This window comes from Achromobacter pulmonis (assembly GCF_902859765.1).
GTDB lineage: Bacteria > Pseudomonadota > Gammaproteobacteria > Burkholderiales > Burkholderiaceae_B > Achromobacter > Achromobacter pulmonis.
The window spans coordinates 46,187-62,062 of the sequence record NZ_CADIJV010000025.1; the positions used below are offsets into that span (position 1 = coordinate 46,187).

The window sequence follows — 15,876 nt, forward strand, 5'->3', positions numbered from 1 at the left end:
CGATCCCGCCTCAGGCGCTGATCAGGCCGGGGATCTTCACGTCCGGATCGACGTCGGCGTCGTAGTCGACGCCGTCGATCTCGAACCCGAACAGGCGCAGGAATTCCTGCTTGTAGCCGGCGAAGTCGGTCAGCGCATAGAGGTTGGCGTCGGTCACCTGGTGCCACAAGGCCTGTACCCGCGCCTGCACGGACGGGTCCAGTTCCGGGTAGTCGGCGCGCAGGCGGCCCTCGCCATCCAGGATGGGCGCCGATCCGCACAGGCTGTCGCGGTACAGGCCGTAGACCTGCTCGATACAGCCCTCGTGCGTGCCTTGTTCCTTCATGACCTTGAACAGCAGCGACAGGTACAGCGGCATCATCGGGATCGCCGAGCTGGCCTGGGTCACGACCGCCTTGAGCACGGAGACGCGCGCATCGCCGCCCTGGGCGGCGAGCTTGGCGCGGATGTCCAGCACCTTCTGGTCCAGATCCTTCTTGGCGGCGCCGATCGAGCCGTTCCAGTAGATGTCGTGAGTGATCTTCTCGCCCAGGTAGGTGAAGGCCGTGGTGGTGGCGCCCGGGGCCAGCACGCCGGCCTCGAGCAGGGCGTCGATCCACATCTGCCAGTCCTCGCCGCCCATGACCGCCACCGTGGCGTCGATTTCTTCCTGGGTGGCGGGTTCCAGCACCGATTCCTTGATCACTTCCTTGTCGGTGTCCAGGCCGCGCAGGGTGACCGCCTGGCCGACCGGCTTGAGGGTCGAGTTGAAAACCGCGCCGCTGACCGGATGGGTGCGGCGCGGCGCGGCCAGGCTGTAGATCACCTGGTCGACCTGGCCCAGGTCCTGGCGGATGGCGGCGATGGCTTGCGCCTTGACCGCGTCGGAAAAGGCGTCGCCGTTGATGCTCTTGGCGTACAGGCCCTCGGCGCTGGCGTATTTGTCGAAGGCGGCGCTGTTGTACCAGCCGGGAGTGCCGGCCTTGGCGGCATCGCCGGGGCGTTCGAAGAAGATGCCCAGGGTCTGGGCGCCGCAGCCGAATGCGGCGCTGATCCGGGCGGCCAGGCCATAGCCGGTGGAAGCGCCGATCACCAGCACGCGCTTGGGGCCGCCGGCGAGCGGGCCCCGGGCGCGGACGTAGTCGATCTGGTTCCTGACGTTGGCGTCGCAGCCGGCGGGATGGGTGGTCACGCAGATGAAGCCGCGCACGCGGGGTTTGATGATCATGGAGCCCTCGTTCCGGGAATGGCGGGAGACCGCCCGCATGGGCGGGCGGCGCCGGGCATTGTACGGGAGGCTGGCGCGCAGGCCGCCCGGCGCCGGGCGGCCAAGCTTCAGCGCGCCTGGGCTACCGCGGCGGCGGCCGCCAGGGCGCGGCCGCGGCGCCATTCGACCAGGCCGATGCCGATGCCGCTGGCGCAGATGATGGCGATGCCGAGCCAGGTCAGGGGATCGGGGAAATGCCCCCAGACCAGCCAGCCGACCGTGCTGGCGCTGATGATCTGCAGATAGATGAATGGCGCCAGCGTGGAAGCCGGCGCGCGGCGGTAGGCGGCGATCTGGAACAGGTGCCCCAGGCCGCCGGTGAGGCCGGTGGAAATCAGCAGGGTCCAGTCCAATGGCGTCAGCGACTGCAGCACCGGCAGCGCGGGCGGCAGGATGAAGGGCAGGGCCAGCGTCAGGCAGCCGGTGCCCACCGCGCCGCTCCAGATGAGAGAGGTGAACGGGTCATCGCCGGCCACGCGGCGCGTGGCGATGAATTGAGCCGCGAAACAACAGGCGGTCAGCAGGCCGAAAATGGTGCCGACCGGGTGCAGCCCGCCGCCCGGGCGGATGACGATGATGACGCCGATGAAGGCGATGCCCGCGGCGACGAAACGCGACATCCGGGCCGGTTCCTTGAGGATCCAAGGCGCCAGCGACAGCACCAGCAACGGCGCCAGGAAGTTGATGGCGGTGGCCTCGGCCTGGGGGATATAGCTGAGCGTGGTGAAGAACATCAGCGTGGCCAGGAACATCGAGCCGCCGCGCAGCAGCTGTTCGCGCGGCTTCCTGCTGCGCAGGATGCCGATTCCGCGCGTGGGCAGCACCAGGGCCAGCACCAGCACCAGATGCACCGCGTAGCGGAACCAGGACAGCACCAGCAGCGGCACCCCGGCATTCATGACCCACTTGCCACTGGCGTCCAGGCATGACAGCGTCCACATCGACAGCACCAGCAGCAGGATCCCCACGAGGGGGCCGCTGGTGGCGGGCGCGCCTGGGCGCGGGCGACCCGTATCGGCCGGGGGCATGGACAGACTCCTTGTGCGGGATCAAACCCGGGCAGGGCCCCGGGGGCGGCTGACATGATACGCTCATCGAGGCAGAGGGAACGGTTCATGATCGAACTACGCAACATCGAAACATTTTTCTGGGTCGCCACGCTGGGCAGTTTCCGCGCGGCTTCTGACAAACTGAACACGACGCAGCCGGCTGTGTCGCAGCGCATCGCCTCGCTCGAGGCCGATCTGGGCGTGCGCCTGTTCGAGCGCGATGCCCGTGGCGTCAAGCTCACCGCCAAGGGCCATGAGCTGCTTTCGCACGCCGAACGCATGCTGCAGGTGCGGCGCGACATGTTCGAGGCCGCGCGCGAACAGAACGTCATGACCGGCACGGTGCGCATCGGCGTGGCCGAGACCATCGTGCAGACCTGGCTGCCCGCGCTGATCGAACTGGTGCATGCCTCGTATCCGGCGCTGGTGCTGGAGATCGAGGTGGACACCACCCACGTGCTGCGTTCGCACCTGATGTCACGACAGATCGACCTGGCCTTCCTGATGGGGCCGGTGCTCGAGGCCCGGGTCGAGAACCTGCCGCTATGCGCCTATCCGCTGGCCTGGGTCGCCAGCCCCCTGTTGGAACTCGGGCCCGAACCGCTGACACTCGAACGCATCGGCCGCCTGCCGATCATTACCTATCCCTCCAACAGCGCGCCGTACCGCGTGGTGCGCGACATGCTGACGCGGGCCGGGGTGGGATCGCCCCGCATGTATGGCAGCGCTTCGATGTCGATGGTGGTGCGGATGACGCAGGATTGCATCGGTACCAGCGTGATCGCGCCGGTGTTCCTGGGCAAGGAACTGGCGCGCGGCGAGTTGCGCATCCTGCGGGTCGACGCCGATCCGTTGCCCGAACTGAGCTTCACGGCGACCTGGGTCCAGGGGCCCGACAGCCATGCGGCGCGCCTGATCGCGCAGATGGCGCAGAAGGTCGCGGCGCAGGCCAGCGATGGCGTGCCGCCGTAGTCGCGCCATCGCCGGCCTGCGCGCTCCGGCGGGCCGAATGGCGTTTCAGAGCAGGCTTGGCGTCTAGGTGTTTTCCCGAGCAAGGCCGCGGCGGGCGGTCTGGCGGCGATGCCGCCCGGACCGGGTGCGGGACCGTCCGCCTGCGCGCCAGCCCGCATGGTTGCTGGATCTACGATGCCCGGGCCGGCGCGCCGCGGCCAGACCAAAGAAAAATTTATACCCCCATATCGCAACATACGATTGGACGCTGGGCGGCCCTGGGGCTGCAATGGCGGCACATCAAGAAGATCGCCTGGTTCGACAGGCCCCGGGGGAAAATTTCCGCTCCTCTGACGTTTCGATTTCTACCCACGCGCTCAAAGGGGTAACGGGGACCCGCGCGTGCCAGACCATCCCGCCAGCCTGGAGTTTTGACCATGAAGAAGTCGCTCGCTCTCGCCGCCGTTGCCGCCAGCCTGTTGGCCGGTGCCGCGCAGGCCCAGGACCTGCCCAAGACCCACCTGAAGGTGGTCGGCGGCCTGTCCAACCTGACTGCCTACAACGATTACGAAAAGCCGTTCTGGACCAAGACCATCCCGGAACTGTCCAAGGGGCAGGTCACCGCGGACATCAAGGGTTTCAACGAAATGGGCCTGAAGGGGCCGGAACTGCTGCGTCTGATGTCCACTGGCGTGGTCGAGTTCGGTACCGCCACGCTGTCGTACTTCGCCAGCGACAACCCGATCAATGAAGCCATCGACCTGGCCGGCCTGGCGCCGGACGTGAAGACGGCGCGCGAAGTGACCAACGCGTTCGAGCCGGTCTACGCCCGTCTCTACGGCGAAGGCAGCAACGTCAAGCTGCTGGGGATCTCCACGTATCCGGCGCAGGTGCTGTTCTGCAACGCCGACATCAAGGGCCTGGCCGATATCAAGGGCAAGAAGGTCCGCACCAGCAGCCGTACCACCGCCGAGTTCGTCGAGGCGCTCGGCGGCTCCAGCGTCACCATGGCGTTCGGCGAAGTGGTGCCGGCGCTGCAGAACAAGGTGGTCGATTGCGCCATTACCGGTTCGCTGTCGGGCTATTCGGCCAAGTGGTACGAAGTGTCGACCCACCTGGTGGCGCTGCCGATCAACTGGAACCAGCAGATCCATGCCGTCAACCAGAAGGCCTGGGACAAGCTCGACCCCAGCGTGCGCACCTTCCTGCAGGCCAACATCAAGACGCTGGTCGACAACATCTGGGACGCCGCGGCGCGCCAGACCCAGGAAGGCTATGACTGCAATACCGGCGCGGCGGCGTGCCCGTTCCCGGTCAAGGGCAAGATGGTGCTGGTGCAGCCTTCGCAGGCCGACCGCGACCTGCTCAAGAAGGTGACGCAGGAAGCCGTGCTGCCCAAATGGGCCGCGCGTTGCTCGGCGCAGTGCGTGAAGGACTTCAACGCCACGATCGGCAAGACGCTGGGCGTGACCGCCAGCAAGTAAGCGTGTCGGCGCGCCGCCGTTCGCGGCGGCGCGCCCGCGAATCATCATCCGGGCCGCGATGCCGGCCCCAGAGGTTTTCCCAATGACCCGATCCGAACACTTCCGCCTGCTGGGCGGGTTGCTGCGGCGCGCTGAGACGTTTTCGCGCGTGGCGGTGTGGGCGGGCGGCGCGCTGACCATCGCCAGCGTGCTGCTCATTTCCTTCGACGTGCTGGCGCGCAAGTTCCTGGGCTTCAATACCGGCGGCGCGGACGAGCTGTCCAGCTATGCCTTCGCCATCAGCACCTCGTGGGCGCTGGCATTCGCCACCTTGCAGCGCGCCAATGTGCGGGTGGATGTGCTCTACCAGAAACTGCCGGTGCGCGTTTCGGCCGTGCTCGACTGGCTTTCCATGGTGGCCCTGGCGGTCTTCATGGTGTTCGTGACCTACTACGCCTTTGAAGTGGTGCAAATGTCGTGGGCGCAGAAGTCCACGGCGAATACGCCGCTGGCCACGCCGCTGTGGATCCCGCAGGGCCTGTGGCTGCTGGGCCTGGCCTGGATGTGCATCACCGTGGCCTTGATGCTGGCGCGCGCCTCGGCCGCCCTGGTGACGGGCGACATCGCGCTGATCAAGGAAATCTGCGGCGTGCGCTCGGCGCAGGAAGAGGCCGAAGAGGAAGCCGCCTCGGGTGAACGCATGGTCAAGGGAGCCGCAACATGATCGCCACCGCCCTGACGCTCCTGCTGGTCCTGATCGGCCTGTCGATTCCGGTGGGCGCCGCCCTTGGCGTGCTGGGCTTGATCCTGGACCCGATGTTCTCGATGCTGCCGCTGTCGCGCGCGATCGGCGAGATATCCTGGAGCACCAACAACGAATTCCTGCTGGTGGCCATTCCCTTGTTCATCATGCTGGGCGAGGTGCTGCTGCGGGCCGGTTTCGCCGAACGCATGTACGGCGCCATGAGCCTGTGGCTGTCGTGGCTGCCGGGCGGCCTGATGCACGCCAACATCGGCGCCTCGACGCTGTTCTCGGCCACGTCCGGCTCCAGCGTGGCGACCGCCGCCACGGTCGGCACGGTGGCGATTCCGCAGATCCGCAAGTACGGCTACAACGAACCGCTGTTCCTGGGCAGCCTGGCCGCCGGCGGCACGCTTGGCATCCTGATCCCGCCGTCGATCAACCTGGTGATCTACGGCGTGCTGACCAACTCGTCGGTGCCCAAGCTGTATCTGGCCGGCATCATCCCCGGCTTCGCCATGGCGGCGCTGTTCATGCTGATGGTGGTGATCGCATGTGTCGTCAAACCCTCCTGGGGCGGCAAGAAGATCCAGGCGACCTGGGGCCAGCGCTTGGCCAGCCTGGTGCACCTGGCGCCGCCCATGGGCATCTTCCTGCTGGTGGTGGGCTCGATCTACGCCGGCCTGGCCACGCCGACCGAGGCCGCCGCGCTGGGCGTGCTGGGCGCGCTGATCCTGGCCGCCTGGTTCCGCCGCCTGACTTGGACCATGCTGCGCGAGGCGATGGAAGGGACGATGCGCTCGACCGCGATGATCATGCTGATCGTGGTGGCCGCGAGTTTCCTGAACTTCATCATGTCGGCCACCGGCCTGACCGATGCGCTGACGCAGTCCATCACCGGACTGGGCCTGTCGCCCGGCTGGATGCTGCTGATCGTGGTGGTGTTCTACCTGGTGCTGGGCTGCTTCATGGAGACGCTGTCGATGATGATCACGACCATCCCCATCGTCGCGCCCATCATGATCGCGCTGGGCTTCGACCCGATCTGGCTGGGCATCGTCATCATCATCCTGGTCGAGGCCGCGTTGATTACGCCGCCGGTCGGGTTGAACCTGTTCGTGGTGCAGAGCCTGCGCAAGAGCGGTTCGATGGGCGCCGTGATCATCGGCAGCCTGCCGTTCGTGCTGGCCATGTTCCTGATGCTCGCATTGCTGGCATGGTGGCCCGACCTGGCCTTGTGGCTGCCGCGGGTGTTCGGCTAGCGCGCCGCGTTCGCAGTTGTTGCGGGCGCGGCCGGGGCCGCGCCCATTTCCCCGTTTTCCTCAGCAGGATTTTTTCATGAAAGCCGTATTCCAGATCGAAGCCGATATCCCCCGCCAGATCGAGGTGGATTTCAATACCCTGATCGTGGCTGGTTGGGCCGGCCGCGATATCGCGGCCATCGAGCACCATATCGAGGAACTGGCCGCCATTGGCGTGCCGCGTCCCAGCAGCGTGCCGCTGTACTACCGCATTGCCGACAACCAGTTGACCCAGGCCGCGCGGGTGCAGGCCGTGGGCGGTGACTCCTCCGGCGAGATCGAGACCTTCGTGTTTGCCGCCGGCGGCGAGATGTACGTCAGCATCGCCTCGGACCACACCGACCGCAAGCTGGAGACGGTCAGCGTGGCCATGTCCAAGCAGGTCTGCGTCAAGCCGGTGGCATCGTCGGCCTGGCGCCTGGCCGATGTGGCCGATTACTGGGACGAGCTGGTGATCCGCTCGCATATCGTCGAGAACGGCATCGAAGTGCTGTATCAGGAAGGCCCGCTGTCGTCGCTGCGCACGCCCCAGGAACTGATCGCCGGCTATACCGGTGGCGCCGCGGTGCTGCCCGAAGGCGCGGGCATGACCTGCGGCACGGTGGGCGCCATTGGCGGCATCCGGCCGTCGGTGGAATTCAGCATGGAGCTGTACGATCCGCGCCGCCAGCGCAGCCTGCGTCACCGTTATCATGTCGAGGTCCTGCCGGTGGTGGCCTGACCGCCGGCGGATCGGTTGATCGCCACGGCGCGCCCGGGCAGGGCGCGCCCATTCATGCCTCTCTTGCGCCGCCCGGCGGCACCTGGAACCGTATGTACCCGACCCTGAACGACCTGACCGCGGCTCTGAACGACGGCCGCACTACTTCCGTTGAACTGACCGAAGCCGCGCTGGCGCGGGCTGCCGATCCGGCGGGCGAGGGCGCTCGCGCCTTCACCCGGTTGTATGCCGATGCGGCGCTGGCGCAGGCGCGCGCCTCCGATACCCTGCGCGCTGCCGGCATCGTGCGCTCGGCCATCGAGGGCCTGCCCATCAGCATCAAGGATTTGTTCGACGTCGAAGGCGAAACCACCATGGCCGGTTCGGTGGCGCGCGAAGGCGAGCCCGCGGCCGACGCCAATGCCGAAGTGGTGCAGCGCCTGATCGCGGCCGGCGCGGTGATCGTCGGCCGCACCAACATGACCGAATTCGCCTATTCCGGCCTGGGCATCAATCCCCACTACGGCACGCCGCTGAATCCCTGGGACCGCGCCACCGGCCGCATTCCCGGCGGCTCTTCGTCGGGCGCGGCGGTATCGGTGGCCGATGCCATGGCGGTGGCCGCCATCGGCTCGGACACCGGCGGTTCGGTGCGCATTCCGGCCGCGCTGTGCGGCCTGACCGGCTTCAAGCCCAGCGCCTGGCGCGTGTCCATGGAAGGCGTGCTGCCGTTGTCGGCCAATCTGGATTCCATTGGCCCGATTGCCGCCAGTGTGCGCTGCTGCGCCGAGCTCGATGCCATTCTGTCGGGCGAGGGCGGTCCGGTGCCCGAGGCGCTGCCGCTGCGCGGCCTGCGCCTGGCGGTGCCCAAGACGCTGGCGCTGGACGGCATGGACAAGCACGTGTCCGAGACCTTCGCCCGCGCCGTGGCGCGCCTGAAGGAAGCTGGCGCGCTGGTCGACGAGATCGCCATCCCGGAATTCGCCGAACTGGCCAACATCAACGCCAAGGGCGGCTTCACTGCCGCCGAGGCCTGGGCCTGGCATCGCGACCTGATCGCCCGCGCCGGCAAGCGCTACGATCCGCGAGTGGTCTCGCGCATCCTGCGCGGCAAGGACATGAGCGCCGCCGACTACCTGGACCTGCTGGACGCACGCGAAGCCTGGGTGGCGGCGGTGGACCGCCGCATCGCCGGCTACGACGCCCTGATCATGCCGACCACGCCGATCGTGGCGCCGGCGGTGGCCGACCTCGAGGCTTCTGACGAGGCTTACTACGCCGCCAACGGCCTGATCCTGCGCAACCCGACGCTGATCAACTTCCTGGATGGCTGCGCGCTGTCGTTGCCATGCCACGCCGCGGGCACCGGGCCGGTCGGCCTGATGATCGCGGGCAGCAATGGTGCCGACCGCCGCATCCTGGCCATCGGCCTGGCGGTCGAGGAATTGCTGGCGGCTTGACGCGGTTGCGGGCCTGCGTTGCGCGGGCCCCGTTTTTTTGAAGAAGGACACTCACATGGTTTTCGATCCGGTGGCGCGCGCCAGCGTGGCGCTGGCGCGGCAGGCGCGGCTCGATGCGCGCAGCGGCAAGCTGACCGGCCCCACGGCCAATCTCGCGCCTGGCCACGTGCAGGCCAACCTGGCGATCCTGCCGCGCGCGCTGGCGGCGGATTTCCTGCATTTCTGCCAGCGCAATCCCAAGCCTTGCCCCTTGCTGGCGATGTCCGAGCCGGGCGATCCGGCCTTGCCCGAACTGGGCCAGGACATCGACATCCGCACCGATATCCCGCGCTATCGCATATGGCAGAACGGCGAGCTGGTGGCCGAGCCGACCGACGTGCGCGCGTTCTGGCGCGATGATCTGGTGTCGTTCCTGATCGGTTGCTCGTTCTCGTTCGAGGAAGCCATGCTGGACAATGGGCTGCCGGTGCGCCATATCGAGCAGGGCTGCAATGTGCCGATGTACCGCACCAACATTGCAACGCAGGCCGCTGGCGTGTTCGGCGGTCCGTTGGTGGTGTCGATGCGCCCCTTGAAGGCCGCCGATGCCATCCGCGCCATCCAGGTGACATCGCGTTTTCCGTCGGTGCATGGCGCGCCGGTCCACTTGGGCGATCCGGCGCTGATCGGCATCGCCGATATCGATCGGCCGGACTATGGCGATCCGGTGGAGATCCGGCCCGGCGAGATCCCGGTCTTCTGGGCCTGCGGCGTCACGCCGCAGTCAGTGGTGGCGGCCGTGCGCCCCGATTTCTGCATCACGCACGCGCCTGGCCACATGCTGGTCACGGATCTGGTCAACAGCCGCATGGCGGTCATGTAGGCGCCAGGGACGCGTCCCTGGCGCTGCAAACGGACAGCCCCGGCACGCGCAAGTGATAAAAAAACCCATCGCGCGCGATGGGTTTTTTGCGCGATGGCCCGGTGCGGGCCGTTCGCGGCGGCATACTCAGAAAATGTGGCGGATGCCCACACCGGCGCCGATCTGGCTGGTGCGACCGGCGATTTCGCCCGTGGCGGCGTCGCGGACCTTGTTGTAGTCCACGGTGCCGTACACCTGGGTGCGCTTGGACAGCGCGTACTCGGCCACGGCCACCAGGGCGTAGCGCTTGCCCTTGTCGCCGTCTTCCACGATGTTCTTGCTCTGGTCGTAGTAGGCGGCGCCGGTGATCGCCCAGCGCGGGGTGGCCTGCCAGGTCACGCCGGCGAAGTAGCCGTTGTCCTTGCGGTCGAGCTGGGCTTTGGTGGTGCCGCCCATGATCATGTTGACCCAGCCGGTCTGGTCCTTGCCGTTGAAGTAGCCGGCGAAGATCTTGGCGCTGTCGAACTGGTACGAGGCGCTCAGGTTCCACACTTGCTGGCGCAGATCCGAGTTATTGCCCTCGTAGGTCTTCATGAACGCGCCGCCCAAGCCGAGCTGGCCGACGGTGTAGCGCAGGCTGATGCCCATCTGCTGGCCCGCCTTGCGATCCGACCACTTGTCGCCATTGGCCCACGAGGCGATCACGGCCAGGTCGCCGATCGTGTTCGAGTAGCGGACGGTATTGTCGTTGCGCACGCGGCCCATGGCGGCGGGCAGCCAGGAGTTCTCGGCATAGTTACCGACGGTCAGCGGATCGAAGTAGTCCGCCATCAGGTCCTGGATCACCGTGTTCTGCAGGCCCAGGGTCAGCGCGCCGATGCTGCCGCCATCCAGGCCGACGTAGGCCAGGCGGTTGAAGGTCTTGCCGGAGCTGGACGATTGGCCATTCTGCACGTTGAAGCCTTGCTCCAAGCGGAAGAAGGCGCGGTTGCCGTCGCCCAGGTCTTCCGAGCCGCGCAGACCCCAGCGGCTGTTGGAGATGGCGCCGTTTTCCATCGAGATGCGGCTGCCGTCCACGCCGGTCGAGCCCGAGCTGGTGTTGACATAGCGCATGCTGACATCGGCGATGCCGTACAGGGTGACGCTGGTTTCGGCGCTGGCGGCGCCCGCGGCCAGGCCGAGGCCGGCAGCGGCAAGCGTAAGGGTAATGCGTTTCACGAAGGCTTCTCCTAATGTTTCTGTTTTTAGCGTGAACCGGACTTGTGGCCCGGCTGGATGCGCCGGGCGGTTCGCCTGGCGCTGGGCCGCAGCACCGACGCCAGGGTTGGCGCGGGTCCGGAGCATAGGCCCAGTGGTGGATTCCATGCGCCAACTTGGTGCGCAATGAAATGCCTCGCCGATTCTAGAAAAGTTACGACGGGGAGTGGAGGGTTCTCGTTTTCGTGTTTTCCCTGGGTTTACAGAACCGCAAAAAAGGGGCCGCCCTGAAGCGATCGCCGTGGCGGGCCAAAAAAAACCCCGTTGCGAGAACGGGGTTTCGGCAGGCCATGGCGTCACAGCTTCATATGCAATGGCAGCCAGGTCGCGATGCCCGGCACCAGATACAGCAGCAGCACCGCCACGATCATCAACAGGAACATGGGCATCGAGGCGCGCGCGATATACGGCAGCTCGCGGCCGCTCATGCCTGACAGCACGAACAGATTGAAGCCCACCGGCGGTGTGATCTGTGCCATTTCCACAACGAACACGACGAAGATGCCGAACCAGATCAAGTCGATGCCGGCGGCCTGCACGGTCGGCAGCAGCACGCCCATGGTCAGCACCACGATGGAAATGCCGTCCAGGAAGCAACCCAGCACCACGAAGAACACCATCAGGGCCACGATCAACCAGAACTGCGACAGGCCCAGTCCGCCGATCCATTCGGCCAGCGCACGCGGCAGGCCGATGTAGCCCATCGCCAGCGTCAGGAACTGCGCGCCCGCCAGGATCAGGGCGATCATGCAATACAGCCGGGTGGCGCCCAGCAGCGATTGCATGAACGTGGCGCGGCTGAGCGACCCTTGCAGTCCCGACAGAACCAAGGCGCCAACCACGCCCACGGCCGCCGCTTCGGTGGCGGTCGCCACGCCGCTGTAGATCGAACCCAGCACCGCGCCGATCAGCAGCATCACCGGGATCAGGTGGCGCGAACGCGACAGCTTTTCCTTGAGCGTCAGGCCGGGGTCGGCCGACGGTACCTGCTCCGGATTACGCAGCGCCCACCAGGCGATGTAGCCCATGAACAACAGAGCCAGCAACAGGCCGGGCAGAATGCCGGCGATGAACAGTTTGGCGATGGACACGTCCGCCGCCACCCCGTAGACGATCATGATGATCGACGGCGGGATCAGCAGCCCCAGCGTGCCTGCGCCCGACAGCGTGCCCAGGATCTTCTCCTCGGGGTAGCCGCGGCGCGTCAGCTCGGGGATGGTCATCTTGCCGACCGTGGCGCAGGTGGCCGCGGACGAGCCCGACACGGCCGCGAAGATGGCGCAACCGATGACGTTGGTGTGCAGCAGCCGGCCCGGCAGGCGGTTGAGCCACGGCGCCAGGCCCTTGAACAGGTCTTCGGACAAGCGGGTGCGGAACAGGATTTCGCCCATCCACAGGAACAGCGGCAGGGCGGTCAGCGTCCAGCTGGACGAGGCGCCCCAAATGGTGACGGCCATGGCATCGCCGGCCGGCCGGCTGGAGAAGATCTCCATGCCGATCCAGGCGGTGCCGGCCAGTGTCAAACCGACCCAGACGCCGCATCCGAGCAGCGCGAAGATCGAGATCACCAGCAGGGTAATGACGAGAAGTTCATTCATGGGTTTGCTGCGAGTTGGCGGCGGCCAGGCCGCGCGAACGGCGGACCAGCTCATCGAGCAGGGCGACCAGGAAAAGGACCGTGCCCACCGCCATGGTGAGCTGCGGAATCCACAACGGCGTGGCGTCGTTGGACGTGGAGACGTCGTTGAATTGCCAGGAGTCGTAGGCGAGCTTGACGCTGAAGAAAGCGAAGGCGGCGGCCATCAGGCTGCCCGCCGCCAGCGCGAAGATATCCAGGCGGCGGCTGCCGGCCGGCGGCAGCGCGTTCAGCAACAGCGTTACGCGAATGTGTTCGCCGTGCTTGAACGTGCTGGCCAGCGCCAGGAAACCGGCGGCGGCCATGAAATACCCGGCATAGGCATCGGTGCCGGGGATGTTCAGGCCGAGCTGGCGCGCGATGATCGCGGCCAGCACTGCCACCAGCACGCCGATGGTGCACAGGCCGGCCAGCAGGCCGGCCGCGCCGTAAAGTCCATCCAGAAAGCGGCGCATGGCGATATCACTGCTTCCGGTAGGCGTCGATCATGGCCTGGCCATCGGCGCCGGCCTTTTTGAGCCAGTCATCCAGCATGCGCTTGCCGATCACCGACAGGCCTTCCTTGAGTTCAACCGTCGGCTTGATGGTTTCCATGCCGTTCTTGGCCAGCTCTTCCTGGTACCACTTGTTCTTCTCCTGCGACAGCTTCCAGCCGCGTTCCTCGGCTTGGGCGCCGGCCTTCTTCAGGGCTTCCTGCGTGGCCGGATCAAGCGCGTCGAACGCCTTCTTGTTGACGATCACGGCGTTCTTGGGCAGCCAGGCCTGGGTGTCGTAGAACTTCTTGATGTACTCATATGTCTTGGTGTCGTAGCCGGTCGAGGCCGACGACATGTACGAGTTGATCACGCCGGTGGCCAGGGCCTGCGACAGCTCGGCCTGCTGCACCGTGACGGGTTGCGCGCCGACCAGTTCGGCGATCTTGGCGGTCACCGGGCTGTAGGCGCGCCACTTCAGGCCCTTCATGTCGCTGATCTGCTTGATGTCCTTGTTGGCGAAGATGCCCTGGGGCGGCCACGCCACCGCGTACAGCAGCATCATGCCTTGCGAGTTCAGTTTCTTTTCCAGGAACGGCTTCTGCGCCTGGTAGAGCTTGAAGGACGCATCGTAGCCGGTGGCCAGGAAGGGCAGGCCGTCCAGTTCGTAGACCGGGTCTTCGTTGGCGAAGTTGGTCAGCAGGATTTCGCCGATCTGCGCCTGGTTGCCTTGCACCGCGCGCTTGATTTCCGGCGCCTTGTACAGCGAGGCGTTGTTGTGCAGGGTGATCTTGAGCTTGCCCTGCGAGAGGGTGTCGACGTCCTTGATGAAGGTGGCCAGGTTTTCGACGTGGAAGTTGCTGGCGGGGTAGGCGCTGGGCAGGTCCCACGTGGTCTGGGCCTGGGCGCCGGCGCTGAACGCCAGGACGATGGAGCCGGTCAACAGCGAGAGCTTCTTGATCATGATGGTCCTTCTTTGCGAATGAGGAGTGCGGAACGGGCCCGATAGACAGTGCGAAAAAGCGGGCTGCGCCGAATGCCGCGTTGCGGAAAAGCCGTGCCATTCTATGTTGCCGGACCGCCGCGATGTGCCCGGAACGGCGCGTTTACGGGTAATTCCTAGGCTGACGCGGGCCGTTTGCTTGAAGATTGAAATAGTGTGCCCACAGGCCGGACGCCGCATTGCGCCGACGCTTTTTTCTTCTAAGATCTTGTCATCGCAGTCGTATCGCAGAGGGTCGTGTGAATTTCGTTTTTCGTCGTGACGAGTTGCTGGTCGAGGAAGCGACCAGCGTGTTGCCGGACCTGGACGCCTGTGTGCGCGCCGGGCTCGCGGCCGAGGCCTTGCAGCCGGTCTGGGCCGCGCCCGAATCGCCGGCCCGCGCCGCCCATGTCGAGCCGGGCATCGAGGCGCCGCACGGCTACGCGTTCAAGAAGCTGCGCTCGCTGTTCGGTGTGCTGGACGAGGAACGCATGGCGCTCGCCGGGCGCGCTTACCAGATCGCCGAATGGGCCCGCACCCACCGTTTCTGTGGCGCCTGCGGCACGCCCACCACGCGCGTCAACGGCGAGTTCTGCCAGCGCTGCCCGGCCTGCGGCTTCTCGGCCTATCCGCGCATCTCGCCGGCCATGATGGTGCTGATCCGCAAGGGCGACAGCATCCTGCTGGCGCGCCACACCGCCAATGCCGCCGGACGCTACACCGCGCTGGCCGGCTTCGTCGAGCCGGGCGAGAGCATCGAGCAGACGGTGCATCGCGAAGTGCTGGAAGAGGTCGGCCTGAAGGTCGGCAACCTGAAGTACTTCGGCAGCCAGTCATGGCCGTTTCCGCATTCGCTGATGGTGGCCTACACCGCCGAGTACGTGTCGGGCGACATCCGCGTGCAGGAAGACGAGATCGCCGACGCGCGCTGGTTTGGCCCGGGTGACCCGATGCCCGAGATCGCGGCGCGCATCTCTATCGCCGGCGCGTTGATCCGCGCCCACCTGCCGGCGGGCTGGGACGCGCCGTAGTCACCGCCGGCCGCCGCGTTCCGGCCGGGGCGCGGCGCGCGGCCCTAGGGTATTCCCTCGAAATGAGGGTTTTTTTCCGTCCCTCAATTATTTTTTATTGATGAAATATAGATAAATTATTAGTATTTCGCACAGATAAACTTGTTGCGCGGCCTCTATGACCTCCACGTTGATCGCCTCGTCGGCCCACTTGGCCGGCGGCAGCGCGCCGGACCTGTCCGAAGTCGAATTCGGCCTGATGATCGCCAGCCATGCCTTCGATCGCTGGACCGTGCGCTGCATGGCCGCGGCCGGCCTGCCCGACCTGACGCCCACCGACGTCATGGTGTTCCACCACGTGTTCCACCGCCAACGCCCCAAGAAGCTGGCCGACATCTGCTTCACGCTCAATATCGAGGACACGCACATCGTCAACTACGCGCTGAAAAAACTCGACCGTCTGGGCGTCGTCAAGGGCGAGCGCGCCAGCAAGGAAGTGTTCTACAGCGTCACGCCCGAAGGCGCGGCCATCATCAAGCGCTATGGCGAAATCCGCGAGCAATGCCTGACCGCCGGCCTCGATGCGCCGGGCGGGGGTGGCCTGGAATTCAGCCGCCAACTGGCGCACACGCTGCGCGCCCTGTCCGGCCTGTACGACCAGGCCGCGCGCGCCGCGACGTCCCTGTAACCCGATACGCGGGATCGTTCCCGTACCGCAACCCGCACGCCGCGGCCGGCAGCGCCGTGGCGGCTTCTTGTACCCGA

Annotated in this window: 15 protein-coding genes; 9 read left to right on the plus strand and 6 right to left on the minus strand. The window is 66.4% G+C overall.

Annotated elements, in window-relative coordinates; translation table 11 throughout:
* Positions 1-10 precede the first annotated feature (10 nt).
* Complete coding sequence (fabV, locus tag HV701_RS19480) at positions 11-1,207, minus strand: enoyl-ACP reductase FabV (RefSeq protein ID WP_175134662.1); 1,197 nt, start codon at positions 1,205-1,207, stop codon at positions 11-13.
* A 107-nt stretch (positions 1,208-1,314) separates the two neighbouring features.
* Positions 1,315-2,274: a DMT family transporter gene (locus HV701_RS19485; protein WP_175134663.1), complete on the minus strand. Its 960-nt coding sequence runs from the start codon at positions 2,272-2,274 to the stop codon at positions 1,315-1,317.
* Between the two features lie 87 nt (positions 2,275-2,361).
* Here HV701_RS19485 and HV701_RS19490 point away from each other — a divergent pair, with 87 nt between their 5' ends.
* The 7 genes from HV701_RS19490 (at position 2,362) to HV701_RS19520 (ending at position 9,774) form a co-directional block, all read left to right on the plus strand.
* Entirely contained in the window at positions 2,362-3,267 is a 906-nt protein-coding gene (locus tag HV701_RS19490; RefSeq protein ID WP_175134664.1) for a LysR family transcriptional regulator, read from the plus strand.
* 416 nt (positions 3,268-3,683) lie between these two features.
* Entirely contained in the window at positions 3,684-4,730 is a 1,047-nt protein-coding gene (locus HV701_RS19495) for a TRAP transporter substrate-binding protein (RefSeq protein WP_175134665.1), read from the plus strand.
* An 82-nt stretch (positions 4,731-4,812) separates the two neighbouring features.
* Positions 4,813-5,433 carry a TRAP transporter small permease subunit gene (locus HV701_RS19500; protein ID WP_175134666.1) on the plus strand — a complete coding sequence of 207 codons (621 nt, stop codon included), beginning with the start codon at positions 4,813-4,815 and terminating at the stop codon, positions 5,431-5,433.
* On the plus strand, positions 5,430-6,713 hold the full coding sequence (locus HV701_RS19505; RefSeq protein WP_175134667.1) for a TRAP transporter large permease: 1,284 nt from the start codon (positions 5,430-5,432) through the stop codon (positions 6,711-6,713). Before HV701_RS19500 ends, HV701_RS19505 begins: the two co-directional genes overlap by 4 nt.
* A gap of 76 nt (positions 6,714-6,789) precedes the next feature.
* Complete coding sequence (locus HV701_RS19510) at positions 6,790-7,473, plus strand: DUF2848 domain-containing protein (RefSeq protein WP_175134668.1); 684 nt, start codon at positions 6,790-6,792, stop codon at positions 7,471-7,473.
* Positions 7,474-7,565: 92 nt separating this feature from the next.
* The gene (locus tag HV701_RS19515) at positions 7,566-8,912 is read left to right on the plus strand and encodes an amidase (RefSeq protein ID WP_175134669.1); all 1,347 of its coding nucleotides are present in this window, start codon (positions 7,566-7,568) and stop codon (positions 8,910-8,912) included.
* Positions 8,913-8,967: 55 nt separating this feature from the next.
* On the plus strand, positions 8,968-9,774 hold the full coding sequence (locus HV701_RS19520; protein ID WP_175134670.1) for a putative hydro-lyase: 807 nt from the start codon (positions 8,968-8,970) through the stop codon (positions 9,772-9,774).
* A 126-nt stretch (positions 9,775-9,900) separates the two neighbouring features.
* On the opposite strand, the gene HV701_RS19525 is transcribed toward HV701_RS19520, so the two are convergent.
* The 4 genes from HV701_RS19525 to HV701_RS19540 all read right to left on the minus strand — a co-directional run bounded on the left by HV701_RS19525 (position 9,901) and on the right by HV701_RS19540 (position 14,083).
* Positions 9,901-10,971, minus strand: coding sequence for a porin (locus HV701_RS19525; protein ID WP_175134671.1), 1,071 nt, complete (start codon positions 10,969-10,971; stop codon positions 9,901-9,903).
* A gap of 335 nt (positions 10,972-11,306) precedes the next feature.
* Entirely contained in the window at positions 11,307-12,608 is a 1,302-nt protein-coding gene (locus HV701_RS19530) for a TRAP transporter large permease (protein ID WP_175134672.1), read from the minus strand.
* Entirely contained in the window at positions 12,601-13,101 is a 501-nt protein-coding gene (locus tag HV701_RS19535) for a TRAP transporter small permease (protein ID WP_175134673.1), read from the minus strand. The genes HV701_RS19530 and HV701_RS19535 overlap by 8 nt, the downstream gene beginning before the upstream one ends.
* 7 nt (positions 13,102-13,108) lie before the next feature.
* Positions 13,109-14,083 carry a TRAP transporter substrate-binding protein gene (locus tag HV701_RS19540; protein WP_175134674.1) on the minus strand — a complete coding sequence of 325 codons (975 nt, stop codon included), beginning with the start codon at positions 14,081-14,083 and terminating at the stop codon, positions 13,109-13,111.
* A gap of 278 nt (positions 14,084-14,361) precedes the next feature.
* Here HV701_RS19540 and nudC point away from each other — a divergent pair, with 278 nt between their 5' ends.
* Complete coding sequence (gene nudC, locus HV701_RS19545; RefSeq protein ID WP_175134675.1) at positions 14,362-15,132, plus strand: NAD(+) diphosphatase; 771 nt, start codon at positions 14,362-14,364, stop codon at positions 15,130-15,132.
* A gap of 157 nt (positions 15,133-15,289) precedes the next feature.
* Positions 15,290-15,799, plus strand: coding sequence for a winged helix DNA-binding protein (locus HV701_RS19550; RefSeq protein WP_175134676.1), 510 nt, complete (start codon positions 15,290-15,292; stop codon positions 15,797-15,799).
* Positions 15,800-15,876: the final 77 nt, after the last annotated feature.

Coding starts and splice junctions, on each gene's coding strand:
- fabV (WP_175134662.1), bottom strand. CDS start 1,207: ATGATCATCAAACCCCGCGTGCGCGGCTTCATCTGCGTGACCACCCAT.
- HV701_RS19485 (WP_175134663.1), bottom strand. CDS start 2,274: ATGCCCCCGGCCGATACGGGTCGCCCGCGCCCAGGCGCGCCCGCCACC.
- HV701_RS19490 (WP_175134664.1), top strand. CDS start 2,362: ATGATCGAACTACGCAACATCGAAACATTTTTCTGGGTCGCCACGCTG.
- HV701_RS19495 (WP_175134665.1), top strand. CDS start 3,684: ATGAAGAAGTCGCTCGCTCTCGCCGCCGTTGCCGCCAGCCTGTTGGCC.
- HV701_RS19500 (WP_175134666.1), top strand. CDS start 4,813: ATGACCCGATCCGAACACTTCCGCCTGCTGGGCGGGTTGCTGCGGCGC.
- HV701_RS19505 (WP_175134667.1), top strand. CDS start 5,430: ATGATCGCCACCGCCCTGACGCTCCTGCTGGTCCTGATCGGCCTGTCG.
- HV701_RS19510 (WP_175134668.1), top strand. CDS start 6,790: ATGAAAGCCGTATTCCAGATCGAAGCCGATATCCCCCGCCAGATCGAG.
- HV701_RS19515 (WP_175134669.1), top strand. CDS start 7,566: ATGTACCCGACCCTGAACGACCTGACCGCGGCTCTGAACGACGGCCGC.
- HV701_RS19520 (WP_175134670.1), top strand. CDS start 8,968: ATGGTTTTCGATCCGGTGGCGCGCGCCAGCGTGGCGCTGGCGCGGCAG.
- HV701_RS19530 (WP_175134672.1), bottom strand. CDS start 12,608: ATGAATGAACTTCTCGTCATTACCCTGCTGGTGATCTCGATCTTCGCG.
- HV701_RS19535 (WP_175134673.1), bottom strand. CDS start 13,101: ATGCGCCGCTTTCTGGATGGACTTTACGGCGCGGCCGGCCTGCTGGCC.
- HV701_RS19540 (WP_175134674.1), bottom strand. CDS start 14,083: ATGATCAAGAAGCTCTCGCTGTTGACCGGCTCCATCGTCCTGGCGTTC.
- HV701_RS19550 (WP_175134676.1), top strand. CDS start 15,290: ATGACCTCCACGTTGATCGCCTCGTCGGCCCACTTGGCCGGCGGCAGC.